The organism is Micromonospora sp. FIMYZ51, from assembly GCF_038246755.1.
Lineage (GTDB): Bacteria > Actinomycetota > Actinomycetes > Mycobacteriales > Micromonosporaceae > Micromonospora.
In genome coordinates this window covers 3,643,393-3,658,168 of the sequence record NZ_CP134706.1, presented here as the reverse complement: position 1 = coordinate 3,658,168, position 14,776 = coordinate 3,643,393, and the positions used below count along the sequence as shown (strand labels likewise).

General features: G+C 72.3%; 13 protein-coding genes. 7 read left to right on the top strand and 6 right to left on the bottom strand.

Going from position 1 to position 14,776, the window contains the following annotated elements; translation table 11 throughout:
* The first annotated feature begins 238 nt into the window (after nucleotides 1–238).
* From QQG74_RS16595 to QQG74_RS16585, 3 genes are read left to right on the top strand one after another with little or no spacing between them, the layout of a single operon-like run.
* Complete coding sequence (locus QQG74_RS16595) at nucleotides 239–2,923, top strand: ABC transporter permease (protein WP_341715680.1); 2,685 nt, start codon at nucleotides 239–241, stop codon at nucleotides 2,921–2,923.
* A complete protein-coding gene (locus QQG74_RS16590) occupies nucleotides 2,923–3,906 on the top strand; it encodes an ABC transporter ATP-binding protein (RefSeq protein ID WP_341715679.1) in 984 nt (327 codons plus the stop codon). The genes QQG74_RS16595 and QQG74_RS16590 overlap by 1 nt, the downstream gene beginning before the upstream one ends.
* Nucleotides 3,903–4,592, top strand: coding sequence for an ABC transporter ATP-binding protein (locus QQG74_RS16585; protein ID WP_341715678.1), 690 nt, complete (start codon nucleotides 3,903–3,905; stop codon nucleotides 4,590–4,592). The genes QQG74_RS16590 and QQG74_RS16585 overlap by 4 nt, the downstream gene beginning before the upstream one ends.
* Nucleotides 4,593–4,614: 22 nt before the next feature.
* Here QQG74_RS16585 and QQG74_RS16580 read toward each other — a convergent pair whose 3' ends face one another.
* The 5 genes from QQG74_RS16580 to QQG74_RS16560 all read right to left on the bottom strand — a co-directional run bounded on the left by QQG74_RS16580 (nucleotide 4,615) and on the right by QQG74_RS16560 (nucleotide 7,910).
* Nucleotides 4,615–5,073 (bottom strand): hypothetical protein, encoded by a 459-nt coding sequence (locus tag QQG74_RS16580; protein ID WP_341715676.1) that lies wholly within the window; start codon nucleotides 5,071–5,073, stop codon nucleotides 4,615–4,617.
* A 56-nt stretch (nucleotides 5,074–5,129) separates the two neighbouring features.
* The gene (locus tag QQG74_RS16575; RefSeq protein ID WP_341715675.1) at nucleotides 5,130–6,128 is read right to left on the bottom strand and encodes a tyrosine-type recombinase/integrase; all 999 of its coding nucleotides are present in this window, start codon (nucleotides 6,126–6,128) and stop codon (nucleotides 5,130–5,132) included.
* Nucleotides 6,129–6,293: 165 nt separating this feature from the next.
* Complete coding sequence (locus tag QQG74_RS16570) at nucleotides 6,294–6,719, bottom strand: Hsp20/alpha crystallin family protein (RefSeq protein WP_341715674.1); 426 nt, start codon at nucleotides 6,717–6,719, stop codon at nucleotides 6,294–6,296.
* Between the two features lie 114 nt (nucleotides 6,720–6,833).
* Complete coding sequence (locus QQG74_RS16565) at nucleotides 6,834–7,250, bottom strand: DUF6069 family protein (protein ID WP_341715673.1); 417 nt, start codon at nucleotides 7,248–7,250, stop codon at nucleotides 6,834–6,836.
* A 195-nt stretch (nucleotides 7,251–7,445) separates the two neighbouring features.
* The gene (locus QQG74_RS16560) at nucleotides 7,446–7,910 is read right to left on the bottom strand and encodes a MarR family transcriptional regulator (RefSeq protein WP_341715672.1); all 465 of its coding nucleotides are present in this window, start codon (nucleotides 7,908–7,910) and stop codon (nucleotides 7,446–7,448) included.
* A gap of 98 nt (nucleotides 7,911–8,008) precedes the next feature.
* Between QQG74_RS16560 and QQG74_RS16555 the strand changes: the two genes are divergently transcribed.
* On the top strand, nucleotides 8,009–9,544 hold the full coding sequence (locus tag QQG74_RS16555) for a glycosyltransferase family 39 protein (RefSeq protein WP_341715671.1): 1,536 nt from the start codon (nucleotides 8,009–8,011) through the stop codon (nucleotides 9,542–9,544).
* Nucleotides 9,545–9,598: 54 nt separating this feature from the next.
* Nucleotides 9,599–10,378, top strand: a complete 780-nt coding sequence (locus tag QQG74_RS16550; RefSeq protein WP_341715669.1) for an FkbM family methyltransferase — start codon at nucleotides 9,599–9,601, stop codon at nucleotides 10,376–10,378.
* Between the two features lie 6 nt (nucleotides 10,379–10,384).
* Here the strand turns inward: QQG74_RS16550 and QQG74_RS16545 are convergent, their stop codons facing one another.
* Nucleotides 10,385–10,741: a TetR family transcriptional regulator C-terminal domain-containing protein gene (locus QQG74_RS16545; RefSeq protein WP_341715668.1), complete on the bottom strand. Its 357-nt coding sequence runs from the start codon at nucleotides 10,739–10,741 to the stop codon at nucleotides 10,385–10,387.
* Between the two features lie 174 nt (nucleotides 10,742–10,915).
* Here QQG74_RS16545 and QQG74_RS16540 point away from each other — a divergent pair, with 174 nt between their 5' ends.
* Together QQG74_RS16540 and QQG74_RS16535 are read left to right on the top strand one after the other, a co-directional pair.
* Entirely contained in the window at nucleotides 10,916–14,206 is a 3,291-nt protein-coding gene (locus tag QQG74_RS16540; RefSeq protein WP_341715667.1) for an ATP-binding protein, read from the top strand.
* 54 nt (nucleotides 14,207–14,260) lie between these two features.
* Complete coding sequence (locus QQG74_RS16535) at nucleotides 14,261–14,728, top strand: HNH endonuclease (protein ID WP_341715666.1); 468 nt, start codon at nucleotides 14,261–14,263, stop codon at nucleotides 14,726–14,728.
* Nucleotides 14,729–14,776: the final 48 nt, after the last annotated feature.

Below are 14,776 nucleotides of genomic sequence, written 5' to 3'. Positions count from 1 at the left end.
GGAGTGCAGCGCAGCGGAGCCCCGCAGTCGCGAACGGAAGGCGGGTACCGGTGAGCGCGAGGAGTGCAGCGCAGCGGAGCCCCGCAGTCGCGAACGAAAGGCGGGTACCGGTGAGCGCGAGGAGTGCAGCGCAGCGGAGCCCCGCAGTCGCGAACGAAAGGCGGGTACCGGTGAGCGCGAGGAGTGCAGCGCAGCGGAGCCCCGCAGTCGCGAACGAAAGGCCGACGCGGTGAGTGGGATGCGGCGGATCAGGGTGTATGCGGCCCATGTGGGTCTGCTGGCGGTGCTGGGGCTGGTGGCGGCGCTGCTGGTGACCGGGGCGCCGAGGATCGCCGACGGGTACGCCGACGCGGGGCTGCGCGCCGACGTGGACCGGTTGCCGCACCAGGTGCGCGACGTGTCCATCCTTGTCGAAGCCGTTCCCGACCGGTCCGGGGTGGCCGCCGTCGGGCAGGCGTCTCTCGACGGGTACGTCGCGCAGTTGCCGCAGCCACTGCCCGGCCTGGTGGACCGTCGGTGGTACGCCGCCGGGCTGCCCGAGGAGCAGCTGGCCGCCACCGGTGACGTGCCGCCGATGGACGGCGGTGCGGTGAAGAACATCGGTCTGCGTGCGCAGACCGGCGTGCCGGAGGCGGCGGAGTTGACCGCCGGCCGGTGGCCGCGTACCGAGGTGGGTCAGCCGGCGGAGTTGGCGGTGTCGGTGGCGGTGGCCGAGATGCTGTCGCTGCGGCCTGGTGTCCGGTTGCGCTTCACCGGTGCCGAGGGGGTGGCGCGGGCGCAGATCGTCGGGGTGTTCACCGCACGCGACGCCGACGACCCGGTCTGGGACGACCTGCGGCTCGCCCTCGATCCGATCGCGCCACTTGAGGACGGTGACCCGTACCTGGCCGAGGCCGTCACCGACTGGGCGGGCGTCGACCTGGTTTCCATCGCCACCGGCGTGCCGACCGGCTACTCCTGGCGCTACCGGCTCGACGAAGACCGGCTGGACACCTCGATGTTGCCGGAGGTCACCGCGGCGGTGGCGGAGAGCCGGCGGACCGAGTGGGTGCCGGAATCGAGGGTGCAGACGTCGCTGGACACGGCGCTGGCCCGCTTCGCCGACGAGCTGCGGGCGGTGCGGTCGCTGCTGGCCGTCGTGCAGGCCGGGCTGATCGCCAGCCTGCTGGGGCTGATTTTGCTGGCGGCCCGGCTGGCGGTGAGTCGCCGCCGCGAGGAGTTCACCCTGCTGCGGGCCCGGGGTGCCGCACTGGCCACGATCGGTGTGCGGACCCTCGCCGAGGCGGCACCGGTGCAACCGGTGGCCGTGCTGGTCGGTGCCCTGATCGGCAGCCGGGTGCCGGGGCGGGGCGACGGGATGCCGTGGGCGGTGCTGCTGTTGGCGGTGCTGACCACTGCCGTGGTGCCGGTGCTGGCCATGCTCGCTCATCGCCGGGTCGCCGCCACCGCCGGCCGGGCCGACGTGATCCGGCAGCGTCCGTCGGCCCGACGCCTGACGGTGGAGGCAAGCGTGCTGGTGCTGGCCGGCCTGGGGGTGCTGCTGCTGCGTCGGCGGGGTCTCGACGCGGCCGGCGGTGTCGACGTGTACCTGGCCTCGGTGCCGGTGCTGGTCGCCGGTGCGGCGGCGTTGGTGGCGCTGCGGCTGTTGCCGTGGCCGTTGCGGCTGGCGGGTCGGTGGGCGGCGCGGGCGCGTGGCGCGGTGCTCTTCCTGGGTGTGGCCCGCGCGGGACGGGGCGCCCCGGTGGCGTTGGGTCCGCTGGCCGTGCTGATCGTGGCGGTCAGCACCGGCGTGTTCGGTGGGGTGGTCACGACAAGTGTGGCCGCCGCCCGGGACCGGGCCGCGACGTTGACGGTGCCGGCCGATGCCGTGCTGACCGGGTACGCCTTCTCCCCCGACGCCGCCGACACGTTGACCGGGGTGCCCGGGGTGCGGGCGGTGGCCCGGATGTGGGTGGAGTCCAACCGGCGGCTGCTGTCGGAGAGCGGGGCGCAGGCCACGCTGCTCGGGCAGGCCCGGGTGCTGGTGGTGGACGCACCGGCGTTCGCCGACGTGGTGGCGCGCAGTGGTGTCGACGTGGATGTGCCCGCCGCGTTGCGGGCTGCCGTGCGCGACGGCACGCCGGTGCCGGCGGTGGTGTCCGCGCAGGTGGCGGCGGACATCGACGGCGAGGCGGTGGCCGATGTCCAGGGCCGGTTGTATGGGTTCCGGGTCGCCGGGGTGGTCGACTCCTTCCCCGGTGTCGGGTTGGGTGTCGAGCGGTTCGTGGTGCTGCCGTGGCAGGCGTTGCCGGAGTACGAGTACACGCCGATCGTGCCCAACCGGTATCTGATCGCCGGTGCCGACATCGACCAGGGACGTCTGCTGGCGGTGGCCGACGACGCGCAGCGCCGCCGGCAGTCGGACGTGCTCGGGGTGGAGGTGGCGCGTCCGCAGTTGCCGGCGGCGCTGGAGACCTGGCGGGCGTACCGGCAGGGGTTGGAGCGTACCGGCGCCAACGAGGTGTTGACCTTGGCCTTCGCCGCCGGTGCCGTCGGCGGTACGGCGCTTGCGGTGTTGGCCGTCGGGTTCGCGGTGATCGCCGACGCTGCCGGTCGGGGCCGGATGCTGTCCCGGTTGCGCACGCTGGGCCTGTCCGCCGTGCACGGCCGGCGACTGTTGATCTACGAGTTGGTGCCGTTGGTGGTGGTCGCGGCGGTGACCGGCACGGTGGTGGGGGCTCTGCTGCCCCGGCTGCTCGGGCCGGCCCTCGGGTTGTCCGCCTTCGCCCCGGGGGTGCCGCTGCGTCAGCAGCTGGATCCGCTTGTCGTGGGCGGGGTGTCGGCGCTGGTGGTGCTCGGTCTGGTCGCCGGGCTGGTCGCGGAAACGCTTGTGAACCGACGCAAGCGCCTCGGTGAGGTGCTGCGGCTGGGAGAGGAGAACTGATGACCGCCGGCACGAGCGTGGTACGCGAGGACGTACCGGATCTGGCGACGCTGCAACGGCGGGCGGCGCAGCGGGCCGCCGACCGCGCCGGTGGGGCGGACCGGCTGCGTGGGCACATCGTCTGCGACGGTCTGGTGCGCATCTTCACCACCGAGGGGGTGGAGGTGGTCGCGTTGCAGGGCCTGGACCTGGTCGTGGACCGGGGTGAGCTGGTGGCGATCGTCGGGGCGTCCGGCTCCGGCAAGTCCACGGTGTTGAACATCCTGTCCGGGTTGGACACCCCGACCGCGGGGATCGCCCGGGTGGCCGGCTACGACCTGCTGACCATGTCGGCGCGCAAGCGGCTGCGGTACCGGCGGCACACGGTCGGGTTCGTGTGGCAGCAGACCGGCCGCAACCTGTTGCCGTACCTGACCGCCCGGGAGAACGTCGAGTTGCCGATGCAGTTGGCGCGTCGGGGTGGCCGGGCGGGCCGGCGGCGGGCCACCGAGCTGCTGGAGATGGTCGGTGTCGGGTACTGCGCGGATCGTCGGCCGGGGCAGATGAGCGGTGGTGAGCAGCAGCGGTGTGCGGTGGCGGTGGCGGTGGCGAACGACCCGGAGGTGCTCTTCGCCGACGAGCCGACCGGTGAGCTGGACGAGGCGACGGCGGCGGAGGTGTTCGCGGCGCTGCGCACCATCAACGCCGAGCTGGGTGTCACGGTCGTGGTGGTCACCCACGATCCGCAGGTCGCGTCCCAGGTGCGGCGGACCGTCGCGATCCGTGACGGGCGCACCGCCTCGGAGGTGCACCGCACCGCGCGGGTCGGTGCCGACGGTGTCGAGGAACTGGTCACCGAGGAGTACGCGGTGCTGGACCGGGCCGGCCGAATGCAGCTGCCGGCCGGGTTCGTCGATGCGCTGGCGTTGCGGGACCGGGTGAAGTTGACCTTGGAGCCGGATCATGTGCAGGTCCGCTCTGGTGAGCGTAGGGGCGAGCAGTGAGCGATCAGCTGATTCGGGTCGAGGGGCTGTGCCGGGACTACGGCAGCGGCGACCAGGTGGTGCACGCGGTGCGGGACGTGTCGCTGTCGGCCGGCCGGGGTGAGCTGGTGGCGGTGCGGGGGCGCTCGGGTGCCGGCAAGACCACCCTGTTGAATCTGATCGGTGGCCTGGACCGGCCGAGCGCGGGGCGGGTGTGGGTGGCCGGTCGCGAGGTGACCGCCGCCAGCGAGGCCGAGCTGCGGCGGCTGCGGCGCGACACCATCGGGTTCGTGTTCCAGTCGTTCGGGCTGATTCCGATCCTGTCGTCGGCGGAGAACGTCGGGGTGCCGATGCGGTTGGCCAAGGTGCCGGCGGCGCAGCGCGAGGAACGGGTGTCGGTGCTGCTGGAGCTGGTCGGGCTGGGCGGGCAGGCGGCGCAGCGGCCGTACGAGATGTCCGGTGGCCAGCAGCAGCGGGTGGCGATCGCGCGGGCGTTGGCAAACGATCCGGCGCTGCTCATCGCCGACGAGCCGACCGGCCAGTTGGACTCGGAGACCGGTCGGGCGGTGATGGACCTGCTGCGGGCGCTTGTGCACGCGCGTGGGATGACTGCGCTGGTGGCCACCCACGATCCGACGCTTGTGGAGTTGGCCGATCGGGTGCTGGTGTTGCGCGACGGCCGGCTTGTCGAGTCGGCCGCGGTGTGATCGGGTCGGGTTCGCCGGGCGGTCAGTAGGGGTCGCCGCAGACCCGCCAGCCGGCGTCGTCGCGCACCACCGACAGCTCACGCTGCTCGGTGGTGCCGCTTTCGCGGGTGAGTCGTACGGTGACGGTGCCGACGGGCCGCCCGGAGCGGGTGGCCACCGAGACGTCCAGGATCTCGTAGTCGCGCACCACCGGCGGGGTGCGTACCCAGCTGGTGAAGCCGAGTTCGCTCCACCGGGTCCGCGCGTCGGTGCAGAGCCGCTGGTAGGCGCCGTCGGTGTCGCCCACGGTGACCTGCCGCAGGAATCCGTCGGCGGTTTCCCGGACCGGGCCGGCGGCCTGGGTGACCACCTGGACGTTCCAGGCGCCCAGTCCGGCGACGCCGACACAGCACAGGGCCACCGCGGCACCGGCGAGGACGAGTCCGGCCCGGACCGGTTGGCGCCGCCGGGCCGGCCTGCTCCACGGCTGCTCGACGTCCACATCATCCGACGGTAGAGAATCCGCTGCGGTGATGCGGGCGAAAGCGGGGCCGAGGGTCAGCTGCGGCGGCGGGCGCGGGCCGCCCAGATGGCGTACGCGGGATCCCGGTCGAGGTTGTGCCGGTCCCGGTCGTAGCGTCGGGTGGTACGTGGATCGGCGTGGCCCATCGCGTCCTGCACGTCTTCCAGCGGTACGCCTTCGGCGCGGGCGGTGGTGGCGAAGGCGTGACGCAGCGAGTGCGGCGACAGCCGGGCCCAGGCGGGTATGCCCGCGCTGCGGGCGAGCCGGCGCACCAGCCGGAACACCGAGTGCCGGTCCAGGCGGGCGCCGCTGGCGGTGACCAGCAGCGCCCCGGTGAGCTGGGCGACCGGTACGCCCTGGCGGTCGGCCCGCTCGGTCAGGTAGGCGTCCAGCGCGTACGCGGTGGACGGGGTCAGTGCCCGGCGGCGGGGCTTGCCGCCCTTGCCGACGAAGCGCACGCTGCGGTGTCCGCGCTCGGCGCCGAGGTCGGTGAGGTCCAGGGCGACCAGTTCCCCGACGCGCAGCCCGAGGTCGGCCAGCAGGGCGATGGCGGCGCGGTTGCGGGCGGCGGTCGGCCCGGTGTCGGCCTCGGCGGCGGCAAGTAGCGCGTCGACCTCGGTGGGGGTCAGTCCGACGGTGGCCGAGTGGTCGCGGTCGACGTGTGGCCGGTCGGCGCCGGCGACCGGGTTGGTGTCCAGGGCGCGCAGTTTGACCAGGAAGTCGTACCAGCTGGACAGAGCGGACAGTTTGCGGGCCACGGTGGCCGGGGTCAGCGGCCGTCCGGTACGCGCCGACCGGCTGCTCTCCAACGCCCGGCCGTACTCGTTTACGTGTAGGAAGTTGGCCCGCAGCGGGTCGAGGTGGCGGCTGGCGCACCAGGCGAGCCAGCCGGCGACGTCGCGGCGGTACGCGTCCCGGGTGTGTTCGCTGAGCCGACGGTTACGCAGCCAGGCCTCGGTGACGGCGAGCGGCTCACCGGGCAGGACGGGTTGGGCCGGCGGGTGCGACAGCACCGGAAGGTCGTGCGAACGCATGTGAAGAAGCTTTTCAGCCTTGCCGCCCCACGCCGTCCAGGCGCGCCGATCCACCAAGATCCCCACCGCACCCGTCCCCGCGATCTTGCACTCTGCGTCGTCCCTTTACGGCTTTTGTTCGTTATCCGAGGACCGAAAGTGCAAGATCGCGGGAGGGCGGTGGCGTCAGGCGTTGATCTCCTTGCGGCCGTTGCCGGTCGCGGTGACCGTGACCCGGCGGGGCTTGGCCCGCTCGGCCACCGGGATACGCAGCGTCAGTACGCCGTTGTCGTAGCCGGCTTCGAGCTTGTCGGTGTCGAGGGTGTCGCCCAGGAAGAGCTGCCTGTTGAACACCCCCATCGGCCGTTCGGCGGCGACGAGTTCGACGCTGTCACCGGCGGGCCGGCGACGCTCGGCGCGGACGGTGAGCACGTTGCGCTGCACGGTGCAGTCGATGCTGTCGGGGTCGACGCCGGGCAGGTCGAAGGCGGCGTAGAAGTAGTCGCCGTCGCGGTAGGCGTCCATGTGCATGACGGCCGGACGGCTGGTGGTGCCGAAGAACTGCTCGGTGAGCCGGTCGATCTCCCGGAACGGGTCGGTGCGCATCAGCATGTCGTGCCTCCTCGGTTCCTCTAGCCGAAGGTTCCTGGAGTTGAGCCCCATCGACTCAACTTCACTTCTTTATTTAGCGCGCCCGCCGCGTGTCGTCAAGTCGAGCGTCGGTGCTCAGTGGTCGCGCTTGGGCAGCAGCGGGATCAACGCGACCGGCACCGCCAGGTGCATCGCGCCCAGGGCGAGCTTCGCGCCGGCGGTGGCCTCGACCTGAACCAGGGGCACGAACGACAGCAGGGTGGCCGCCAGCACCAGGGTGAACCAGATGGTGGTGGCCCGGTGCCCGGCGAACCGTTCCAGCAGGGCCAGTGCCGCCCAGCCGATCAGGGCCGCGCCGAGCGAGACCACGACGACCGGGACGAGGTTGACGACCACCTCGGGCTGCCCCGGACTGGTCACCGCGTAGTCGACCCCGCCCAGCGCGGTGACCAGCCAGATCGCGACGCTTGCCGCGACGGCCGCCAGCACGCCGAGAACCCGTCGGCGCAGGGATGTGCTGGTGCTGACGGTGGAGACGGTGGTACTGCTCATAGTCACTCCTCGATCGGGAACCCAGCACGGCGACGGTACCAGATAGTCTTGTACGAGACTATCTGGTTTGAGATTAAATCCTGTCTACGGTGGTCCGGCGGGACGCGGCGCCGCCGGTCCCACTACCGGTCTATCTGACCTTCGCCCCGATCGGTTTCGCCCCGCGCGGTCGCGGTGTTTCGATGCGGTGTCCGCCTAACAGACCGAACCGGCCGGCCCGCACTGGCCGGAGAGGCGCTCGTTCACCAGGCGCTGGATGGCCCGGACGAACAGCTCGCGCTCGGCCTCGGGCAGGACGGCGAGCACGTTCGCCTCGATCCGGGCCGAAACCTGCCGGGCCTGGTCGAGCACCCGCTCCCCCTTCGGGGTCAGCTCCACCAGCCGGGCCCGCCGATCGCCCGGCGCGGGGACGCGGCGAGCCAGCCCGTCGGCCTCCAACTGGTCCAGGGTCACCACCATCGTGGTCTTGTCGACCCCGCACATCTCGCCGATCTGCCGCTGGGTGAGTCCGCCGCCGTGGGCGCGCAGCAGCACGCCGTACGCCCGGGGTGAGATGCCCAACTCGGCCAGGCCGGTGGCGTGCTCGGCCCGCAGCGCGTGGCTGGCCCAGCTGAGCAGGAACATCAGGTCCATCGGGCGACCCGGCGACGGGAATTCCATGCCCCGAGGCTAACAAGATCTTCCGGGCCGGGATCGTTGCCCGGTCAGGGACCATCGGGGGATTCCGCGCCCGCTCGGTCCGACCGACAATGCTGGTCATGGCCACGGCAACGCCCAGTAGCCGCGCCGCGACGGCGACGCCGCATCCGACCGGCCCGGCGATCGGGGATCGGGCCACCGGACCGTGGCTCGTCGCCGCAGCGCTCACCCTGCTCCTGCTGCTGTTGGCACCACGGTACGGCTACCACCGCGACGAGTTGTACTTCCTGCTCGCCGGCCGCCACCTCGACTGGGGCTACGTCGACCAGGGTCCGCTGGTGCCCGCCCTGGCCCGGTTGGCCGATACCCTCGCCCCGGGCAGCCTGCTCGCCCTGCGTACGCCGTCGGCACTGCTGGCCGGCGGCGCGGTGCTGCTGGTCGCCGCGATCGCCCGGCAGTTCGGCGCCGACCGGGGTGGGCAGACCTTCGCCGCCCTGCTCGGTGCCGCCTCCGGGGTCGTGCTGGCCACCGGCCACCTGCTCAGCACCACCACCGTCGACCTGGTGGTCTGGCTGGCCGCCGGGTTGTGCACGGTACGGCTGCTGCGCAGCGGCGACACCCGGTGGGCGCTGGCCATCGCGTTGGTCCTCGGCGTCGGCATGGTCAACAAGCTGCTGCCCGCGCTGCTGGCCGTGGGGCTGGTAGCGGCGCTGGCGATCGCCGGCCCACGCCGGTTGCTGCGCGACCGCTGGGTGTGGGTCGCCGCCGGGCTGTTCGCGCTGCTCGCCGCCGCGAGCCTGGCCTGGCAGGCGGTAAACGGGTTCCCGCAACTGGGCGTCGCGGCCACCATCTCCGGCGGCGACAGCTCCTACAGCGGGCGACTCGACGCGCTGCTGCTGCACCTGGTGATCATCGGCCCGTTCGTCGTACCGATCTGGGTGCTCGGTCTGATCGTGCTGCTGCGCCACCCTGAATGGCGCGGCTACCGGGCCCTCGGCTGGACCTGGCTGGTGGTCGCCGGCATCGTGCTACTCGTCGGCGGCAAGGGCTACTACGACGCGCCGCTGCTGCTGGTGCTCACCGCCGCCGGTGCGGTGGTCGCCGCCGGTTGGGCGGCCCGGACCCGGGTGCGGCGCGCGGTGCTGGCAGCCGTGGTCGTCCTCACCGCCGCCAGCAACGCGGTGTTGCTGCTGCCGGTGCTGCCGGCCGACCGGTTGCCGGGCTTCGTGGTGGCCGTCAACTACGACGGCGGCGAGACCATCGGCTGGCCGGCGTTCGCCGACTCGCTCGCCGCCGTGTACCGCGAACTGCCGGCCGAGCAGCGACAGCGCGCGGTCATCCTCACCGGTAACTACGGCGAGGCCGGTGCGGTGGCCCGCTACGGTCCGCAGCGTGGGCTGCCCGCCGCGTACTCGGGGCACAACAGCATGGCCGACTTCGGCCGGCCGCCGGATCACGCCGACGTGGTGATCGCCGTGGGTTGGTCGCGGCCGGAGCAGCTGCGGGCCTGGTTCCGCGAGGTCAGCTTCGCCGGTCGGGTGGACCTGCGGGTGGCGGTGGAGAACGACGAGAACGGCGGGCCGATCTGGCTGTGCCGGGGGCTGCGCCGGCCGTGGGCCGACATCTGGCACACCGAGGTACGTCACACGGGGTGACCGGTGGCCGCGCGGACCGCCACGGCGACCACCCGGTCGGGTTAGGGTGCTGCGATGGGTACCCAATCCGCTGCGGTCGAGGCGCTCAAGGCCGACCCGGCCACCGCCGCGCTGCGCCGCTCGCTGGAGGTCTACTACGGCGACCCCGACCGGGACGCGGCGATGGATGCCTTCTACGCGCGCTTCGTGCGCCCCGGCGACCTGGTCTTCGACATCGGTTCGCACGTCGGTGACCACATCGGTTGTTTCCGCCGCCTCGGCGCCCGGGTGGTGGCCGTCGAGCCGCAACCGCTGTGCCTGCGGGCGCTGCGGGCCATCTACGCCGACGACGAGCAGGTCAGCGTGGTCGAGGCGGCCTGCGGGGCGCAGCCGGGACAGGTCGGTTTCCTGGTCAACTCCGCAAACCCGACGGTCTCCACCGCCTCCACCGACTTCGTGGCCGCGGCGGCCGGCGCCGGTGGCTGGGAGGACCAGGTGTGGGACGGCCAGATCGACGTCCCGGTCACCACCGTCGACGCGCTCATCGCCGAACACGGCACGCCGGCCTTCGTCAAGATCGACGTGGAGGGCTTCGAGGACGCCGTCCTCGCCGGCCTGAGCCGCCCGCTGCCGGCACTGTCGTTCGAATTCACCACGATCGGCCGTACGGTGGCGCTGCGCTGCCTGGACCGGCTCACCGCGCTCGGCTTCGGCGGCTTCGACGTGGCGCTCGGCGACGACAAGGCGTTGACCCTCGGGCGGTGGGTCTGCGCCGAGGAGATGGCCCGCCACCTGCTCGCGCTGCCGCACGAGGCGAACTCCGGCGACGTGTACTGCGTACCGACGCCGAGTTGACCGTGATCAGTCGGGCGGGTTGACCGTCACCAGCCGCTCGACCGCCTCGGCGAGGATGCTGCGGGCCTCCGCCACGCTCGCGCCCGATTCGGCGGCGAGCAGTGGCAGGCAGAGGCCGTCGATCAGGGCGAGCAGCACGGTGGCGTGGCGCAGTCGATCCGGGTGCCGCAGCGCGCCCTCGGCTTCCAGGGTGGCCACCCTGGTGTCGACCCGGTCCAGGGCGCGGGCGGTCATCCCGGACAGCAACCGCCGGGCCTGCTCGGTGCGCTGCGGGCCGAACGCCGAGGCGTAGAGCGCAAGCCAGTTCTCCAACGTGCTACACCGCTCGGCGCGTTGGTACAGCGTACTAGTGAAGGGTGACACCCCTGGTGGTCGCCACTGAACGGCGGAGTTGGCGCGTTGGCGACGGTGGTGGCCAAACGTCCCTGGTGGCCGTCGGGTGCCGATTACCCTTGGTGAGGTGAATAGCGAACCCTGTTCACAGACGCCCCTTTTGGCGGTTCCCCCGTCGAGCTGCGGTCGGCGGGACGGCCGCAGGTGAGCCGAGGACCCGGGAGCTGGGCGAACCGGCGCTGGCAGGCGCGGGTCCGGCTGTGGCAGTGGCGTCGCCGCCGACAGACCTGGCGCGAGCACGCCGGCCAGCGGGCGAGCCGGGCAGCCGCCGAGCGGATGCCCGACGACTACCTCCCGCACCGGCCGAGGGCGCGCCTGTACTGGCTGGTCGTGATCGTCGGAGTGGCCTACGCGATCTGGCTGATCTTCGCCCTGGTCGTGTCGATCCTGGCGCGATTCGGCACACTGCGACCGTGGCAGGTGTGCCCGGAGTCGGCATCCTTCTACTGCGGCCAGGTCACCGGCCTGGCCACCAACCTGCTCGGTCTGGCGCTGGGCGCCGTCATCTTCCTCTGCGGCTGGTACGCCTGGCTCACCAACAGGTACCGGTCGACCGTCCTGCGCGAACCCGAACGGGTGGTGCACACCGCGACCGGCCAGCAGTTCGGCTGGGTGGTCGGCCGCGACGAACTCTGCACGCTGCTGCTCAGGCGACTGCGGGACCGAGACGTCCGCCGCCCACTGATCCTCGTCGGCGGGATCGGCACCGGCAAGACCGCGACCCTGACCCTGCTCGCTCAGCACCTGGCCGACAGACGCCTGGTGCCGATCGGGCTGGACCTGCGCGGCCGGCGGATCGACAAGGAGCAGGACCTCGACTTTCTCACCCTGGCCAGGGAAGAGTTCCTCAGCTTCGTCGACCCGTGGCTGTGGAGCGCAGGGCAGGGCGACACGGCGTGGCGGTGGCTACGTCGGCGAGAACGCATCGTGGTGCTCGCCGACGGCCTCGAACAGGTCGACGTCGGCTCCGACATCGACCGGGACAGCGTGCTGCGCTACGCCATTGGCCAGGCCGCCATCCAGGACCTGCCGCTGGTGATCGCCTCCCGACCCAGCGACCCGCTGCGCGGCATGAACGCCAGCGTGCTCCAGCTGGAACCGCTGAGCGAGGGAGCCGCCCTCCAGTACGTCCTCGGCCCGGACCCGACCCACGGTGCCGGCTGGGCCCGGGTCGCCGACCTGGTCCGGCTCGCCGACATCGCCGAATCCCCGGTCTACCTGCGCATCATTGATGACCTTCGGCGCAGCGGCAAGCTGGAGAAGGTGGCGGCGGCCCGCGACGACCGCCAACCCCGGGACCGCTGCGCGGCCCGCTGGCACCTGCTGGAGAGCTGGCGGGAGGCGCTGATCAGTGGCTGGGTGCACCAGGACTACGGCGTTTCCAAGCGCGAGCGCAGCGATGTTGTCGAGATCCTCTCGGCGCTGGCCTGCCTGGGGCTGATCGACGGTACCGCCGAGGTCAACCCCACGGACCTGCTCGACCCGGCGAACGATTTCCTGGTGGCGGCGCTCCGCCAGAACGTGACCAGATTCAACCCGTGCCTCGACTCCGACCTCGGCCTGGCCCAGGCCCTCGGCGTCCTGCTCGGTCTGGTGGAACGCCTGCCCAACGGTCGACTGCGATTCCCCGACGGCGCACTCCACGCCTACCTGGGTTCCCGCTACCTGAGGCCGGCGATCGAACCGGACCAGGCCCGGTTTCGACAGCGGATGCAGGCGGGCTCGAACCGGCCCAGCCGGGAACTGCTCATCGCGATGACGCTCTTCTCCCGCAGCGAGGGGCAACCGCCGAGCCCGGTCAAAGCGTCGCGTGCCGGCGGCAAGCGCCTGCCGGCCCGCGCGGACGACGATCGGGTGTCGGTGGTGGCGACCCTCTGCGCGTTCCTGACCGAGGCGCTGTGCCAGTTGGCCAGCCGGGAGAGCGGCAGCACCGAGGCCGGCCCCGGCAAGGTCCTGCTGCCCAGCGGCGATCGGACCCGGGCCGTCGAGATGTTCGCCGCCGCCTTCGAGATCGACGGCTGGTCCGCGCAGCCCGCGCACCCGCGCATCGTGGCGGCCGTGGCGGCCAACTGGCACACCTTCCAGGAGGACCACTCCGTCACGGACCGGCCGCTCGGTGAGGCGAAGCTGGCCCTCATGCACCGCTTCGGGGCGGCGGCCCGGCTCCTCGTCGAACGCGAGAGCAGCTACGTCGGCGCAGCACCCGGCACACCCGCCTACCGCATGTTCTTCGACATGATCTGCGGCGAAACCTCGTACCCGGTCCGGCTGGTCGCGGTACGGCAGATCGCCATCGGCGGTGGCCTGGCCGCGCGGCAGTTGGCGGATCGCCTACAGAGCCCACTCGCCCGCCCCGGCCCGGAGCATCACACGCACGAAGAACAACTGCGGGGCTGGCTGCTCCCGCTGCTGTACCTGTACTCCCAACGCCACCTGCCACCGCAGGCGCAGCAGGAATCGGAGGCACGTGCCCACGACCTGCTGCGCGCCGCAGTCGACCGGTTCCGCCAACCAACCGAGGCCGACGACCTGACCCGCCAGATGCACCTGGCGCAGGGATTTCGTCTCGCCGCCAACTGCCGCGTCTTCGACGACGGCGGCAACCGGCGGCAGGCGTTGATCGAGCAGGCCGAACGGCTGCTGCGCCACGTCCATCTCTGGTACGCGCACCTCGCACTGCTCCAGGCGCTGACCCTGCTGTCGCTGCCCGAGGACCCGCACGAGTGGTTGCCGTACGACCGGCCGGTATCGGACCCGCGTGGCCTGGTCGACTACTGGCTCAGCATCGCCGGCGGCGGCCCGGCCGCGCCCGAGCACGGCGGCGGTACGACGCACCCGCTGGTGCAGGAGGCGGCGGAGCTGTGCGTGCTGGCGCTACGCAGCGGGCATCCCGAGCGATACTGCTGGATCGACGAGCGGGACATCGTCAGCCGGGTGGGTGACAGCGAACCAAGTGCCGATATCCGCGGCGAGCAGGAGTCGTGGTTGCCGGAGTCGGTCGGCTGGGCGGTGCTGGACCAGCGTGCCCAACGTCTGCTCGCCGACGTGATGCTCCTGCTCAACCTCACCGGCCGGTACCCGGACGATCCGCCCGAACGCGACCGGCTGCTGGCCCGGTCCAACCGCAGCGACCTGCCGCCCTGCCTCACCGGCGACCGCGCGCCACTACAGGCCAGCCGCGACCACCCCATCGAGAAGACGAGTCCGGGCGCCACCTGCGTGGCCGACTGTCCGTTCCGGCTCTGCCCGCTGCCCGCGCCGAACGAGGACCTGCCCCACCAGATCGACGAGGCGTTCTGCTCACGGCAGGTCGAGTTGGCCACCTGGCACCCGGAGCGACCGAGCCGAGCGAGCTGGCAGTTGGGGCCCCGCTCCGAGCTGCAACGGTTCTGGCGGCAGATGTCCTCCCGGATGCTGCCCCGATGGCGTAGATGACTGCGCGTCGCCCGGCCGGCCACCGCGTCGCACCCGGGTCATACCCTTGATCCCGTGCTGTCCCAGATCACTGGCCTGTCGCGCCACTTCACCGCAGAGACCCTCCGGGCCTACCTGTTGAGCCGCGCGACACGGGCCGGCAACGGATGCCTCATCGTGCGCGGTTACGGCAATCGACCCGGCGAGTACCAGAAACTCGCCGGCCGGGCCTGGGCACACATCGCGGCGTACGTGGTCTTCGTCGGCGGCTACGACCCCGCCCTGGAGGTCCACCACGACTGCGGCGCGTCGGACTGCATCGAGCCCAGCCACCTGCGCCAGCGCAGCCGCGCCGACAACTGCCGCGACCGCGCCCAGCGCCCCCAGTGCCGCAACGGCCACGACCGGGAGATCGACCCGGCCACCGGCCGTTTCCGGCGGGTCTGCCGGGTCTGCAACCGACAGGCACAGCAGCGCTGGCGTGCGCGGCAGGCCGCGGAGGTCGCCGAAGCGCGCATGGCGTACGGGCGGGCCACCTCCTGACCGCTTGACGGCCGGTTTCGGGCGGGCCCGATCCACCATCGCACCAGC

Excerpts from the sequence above, each read along its gene's own strand:
- QQG74_RS16595 (WP_341715680.1), top strand. The coding sequence starts at position 239 with ATGCGGCGGATCAGGGTGTATGCGGCCCATGTGGGTCTGCTGGCGGTG.
- QQG74_RS16590 (WP_341715679.1), top strand. The coding sequence starts at position 2,923 with ATGACCGCCGGCACGAGCGTGGTACGCGAGGACGTACCGGATCTGGCG.
- QQG74_RS16575 (WP_341715675.1), bottom strand. The coding sequence starts at position 6,128 with ATGCGTTCGCACGACCTTCCGGTGCTGTCGCACCCGCCGGCCCAACCC.
- QQG74_RS16570 (WP_341715674.1), bottom strand. The coding sequence starts at position 6,719 with ATGCTGATGCGCACCGACCCGTTCCGGGAGATCGACCGGCTCACCGAG.
- QQG74_RS16565 (WP_341715673.1), bottom strand. The coding sequence starts at position 7,250 with ATGAGCAGTACCACCGTCTCCACCGTCAGCACCAGCACATCCCTGCGC.
- QQG74_RS16560 (WP_341715672.1), bottom strand. The coding sequence starts at position 7,910 with ATGGAATTCCCGTCGCCGGGTCGCCCGATGGACCTGATGTTCCTGCTC.
- QQG74_RS16555 (WP_341715671.1), top strand. The coding sequence starts at position 8,009 with ATGGCCACGGCAACGCCCAGTAGCCGCGCCGCGACGGCGACGCCGCAT.
- QQG74_RS16550 (WP_341715669.1), top strand. The coding sequence starts at position 9,599 with ATGGGTACCCAATCCGCTGCGGTCGAGGCGCTCAAGGCCGACCCGGCC.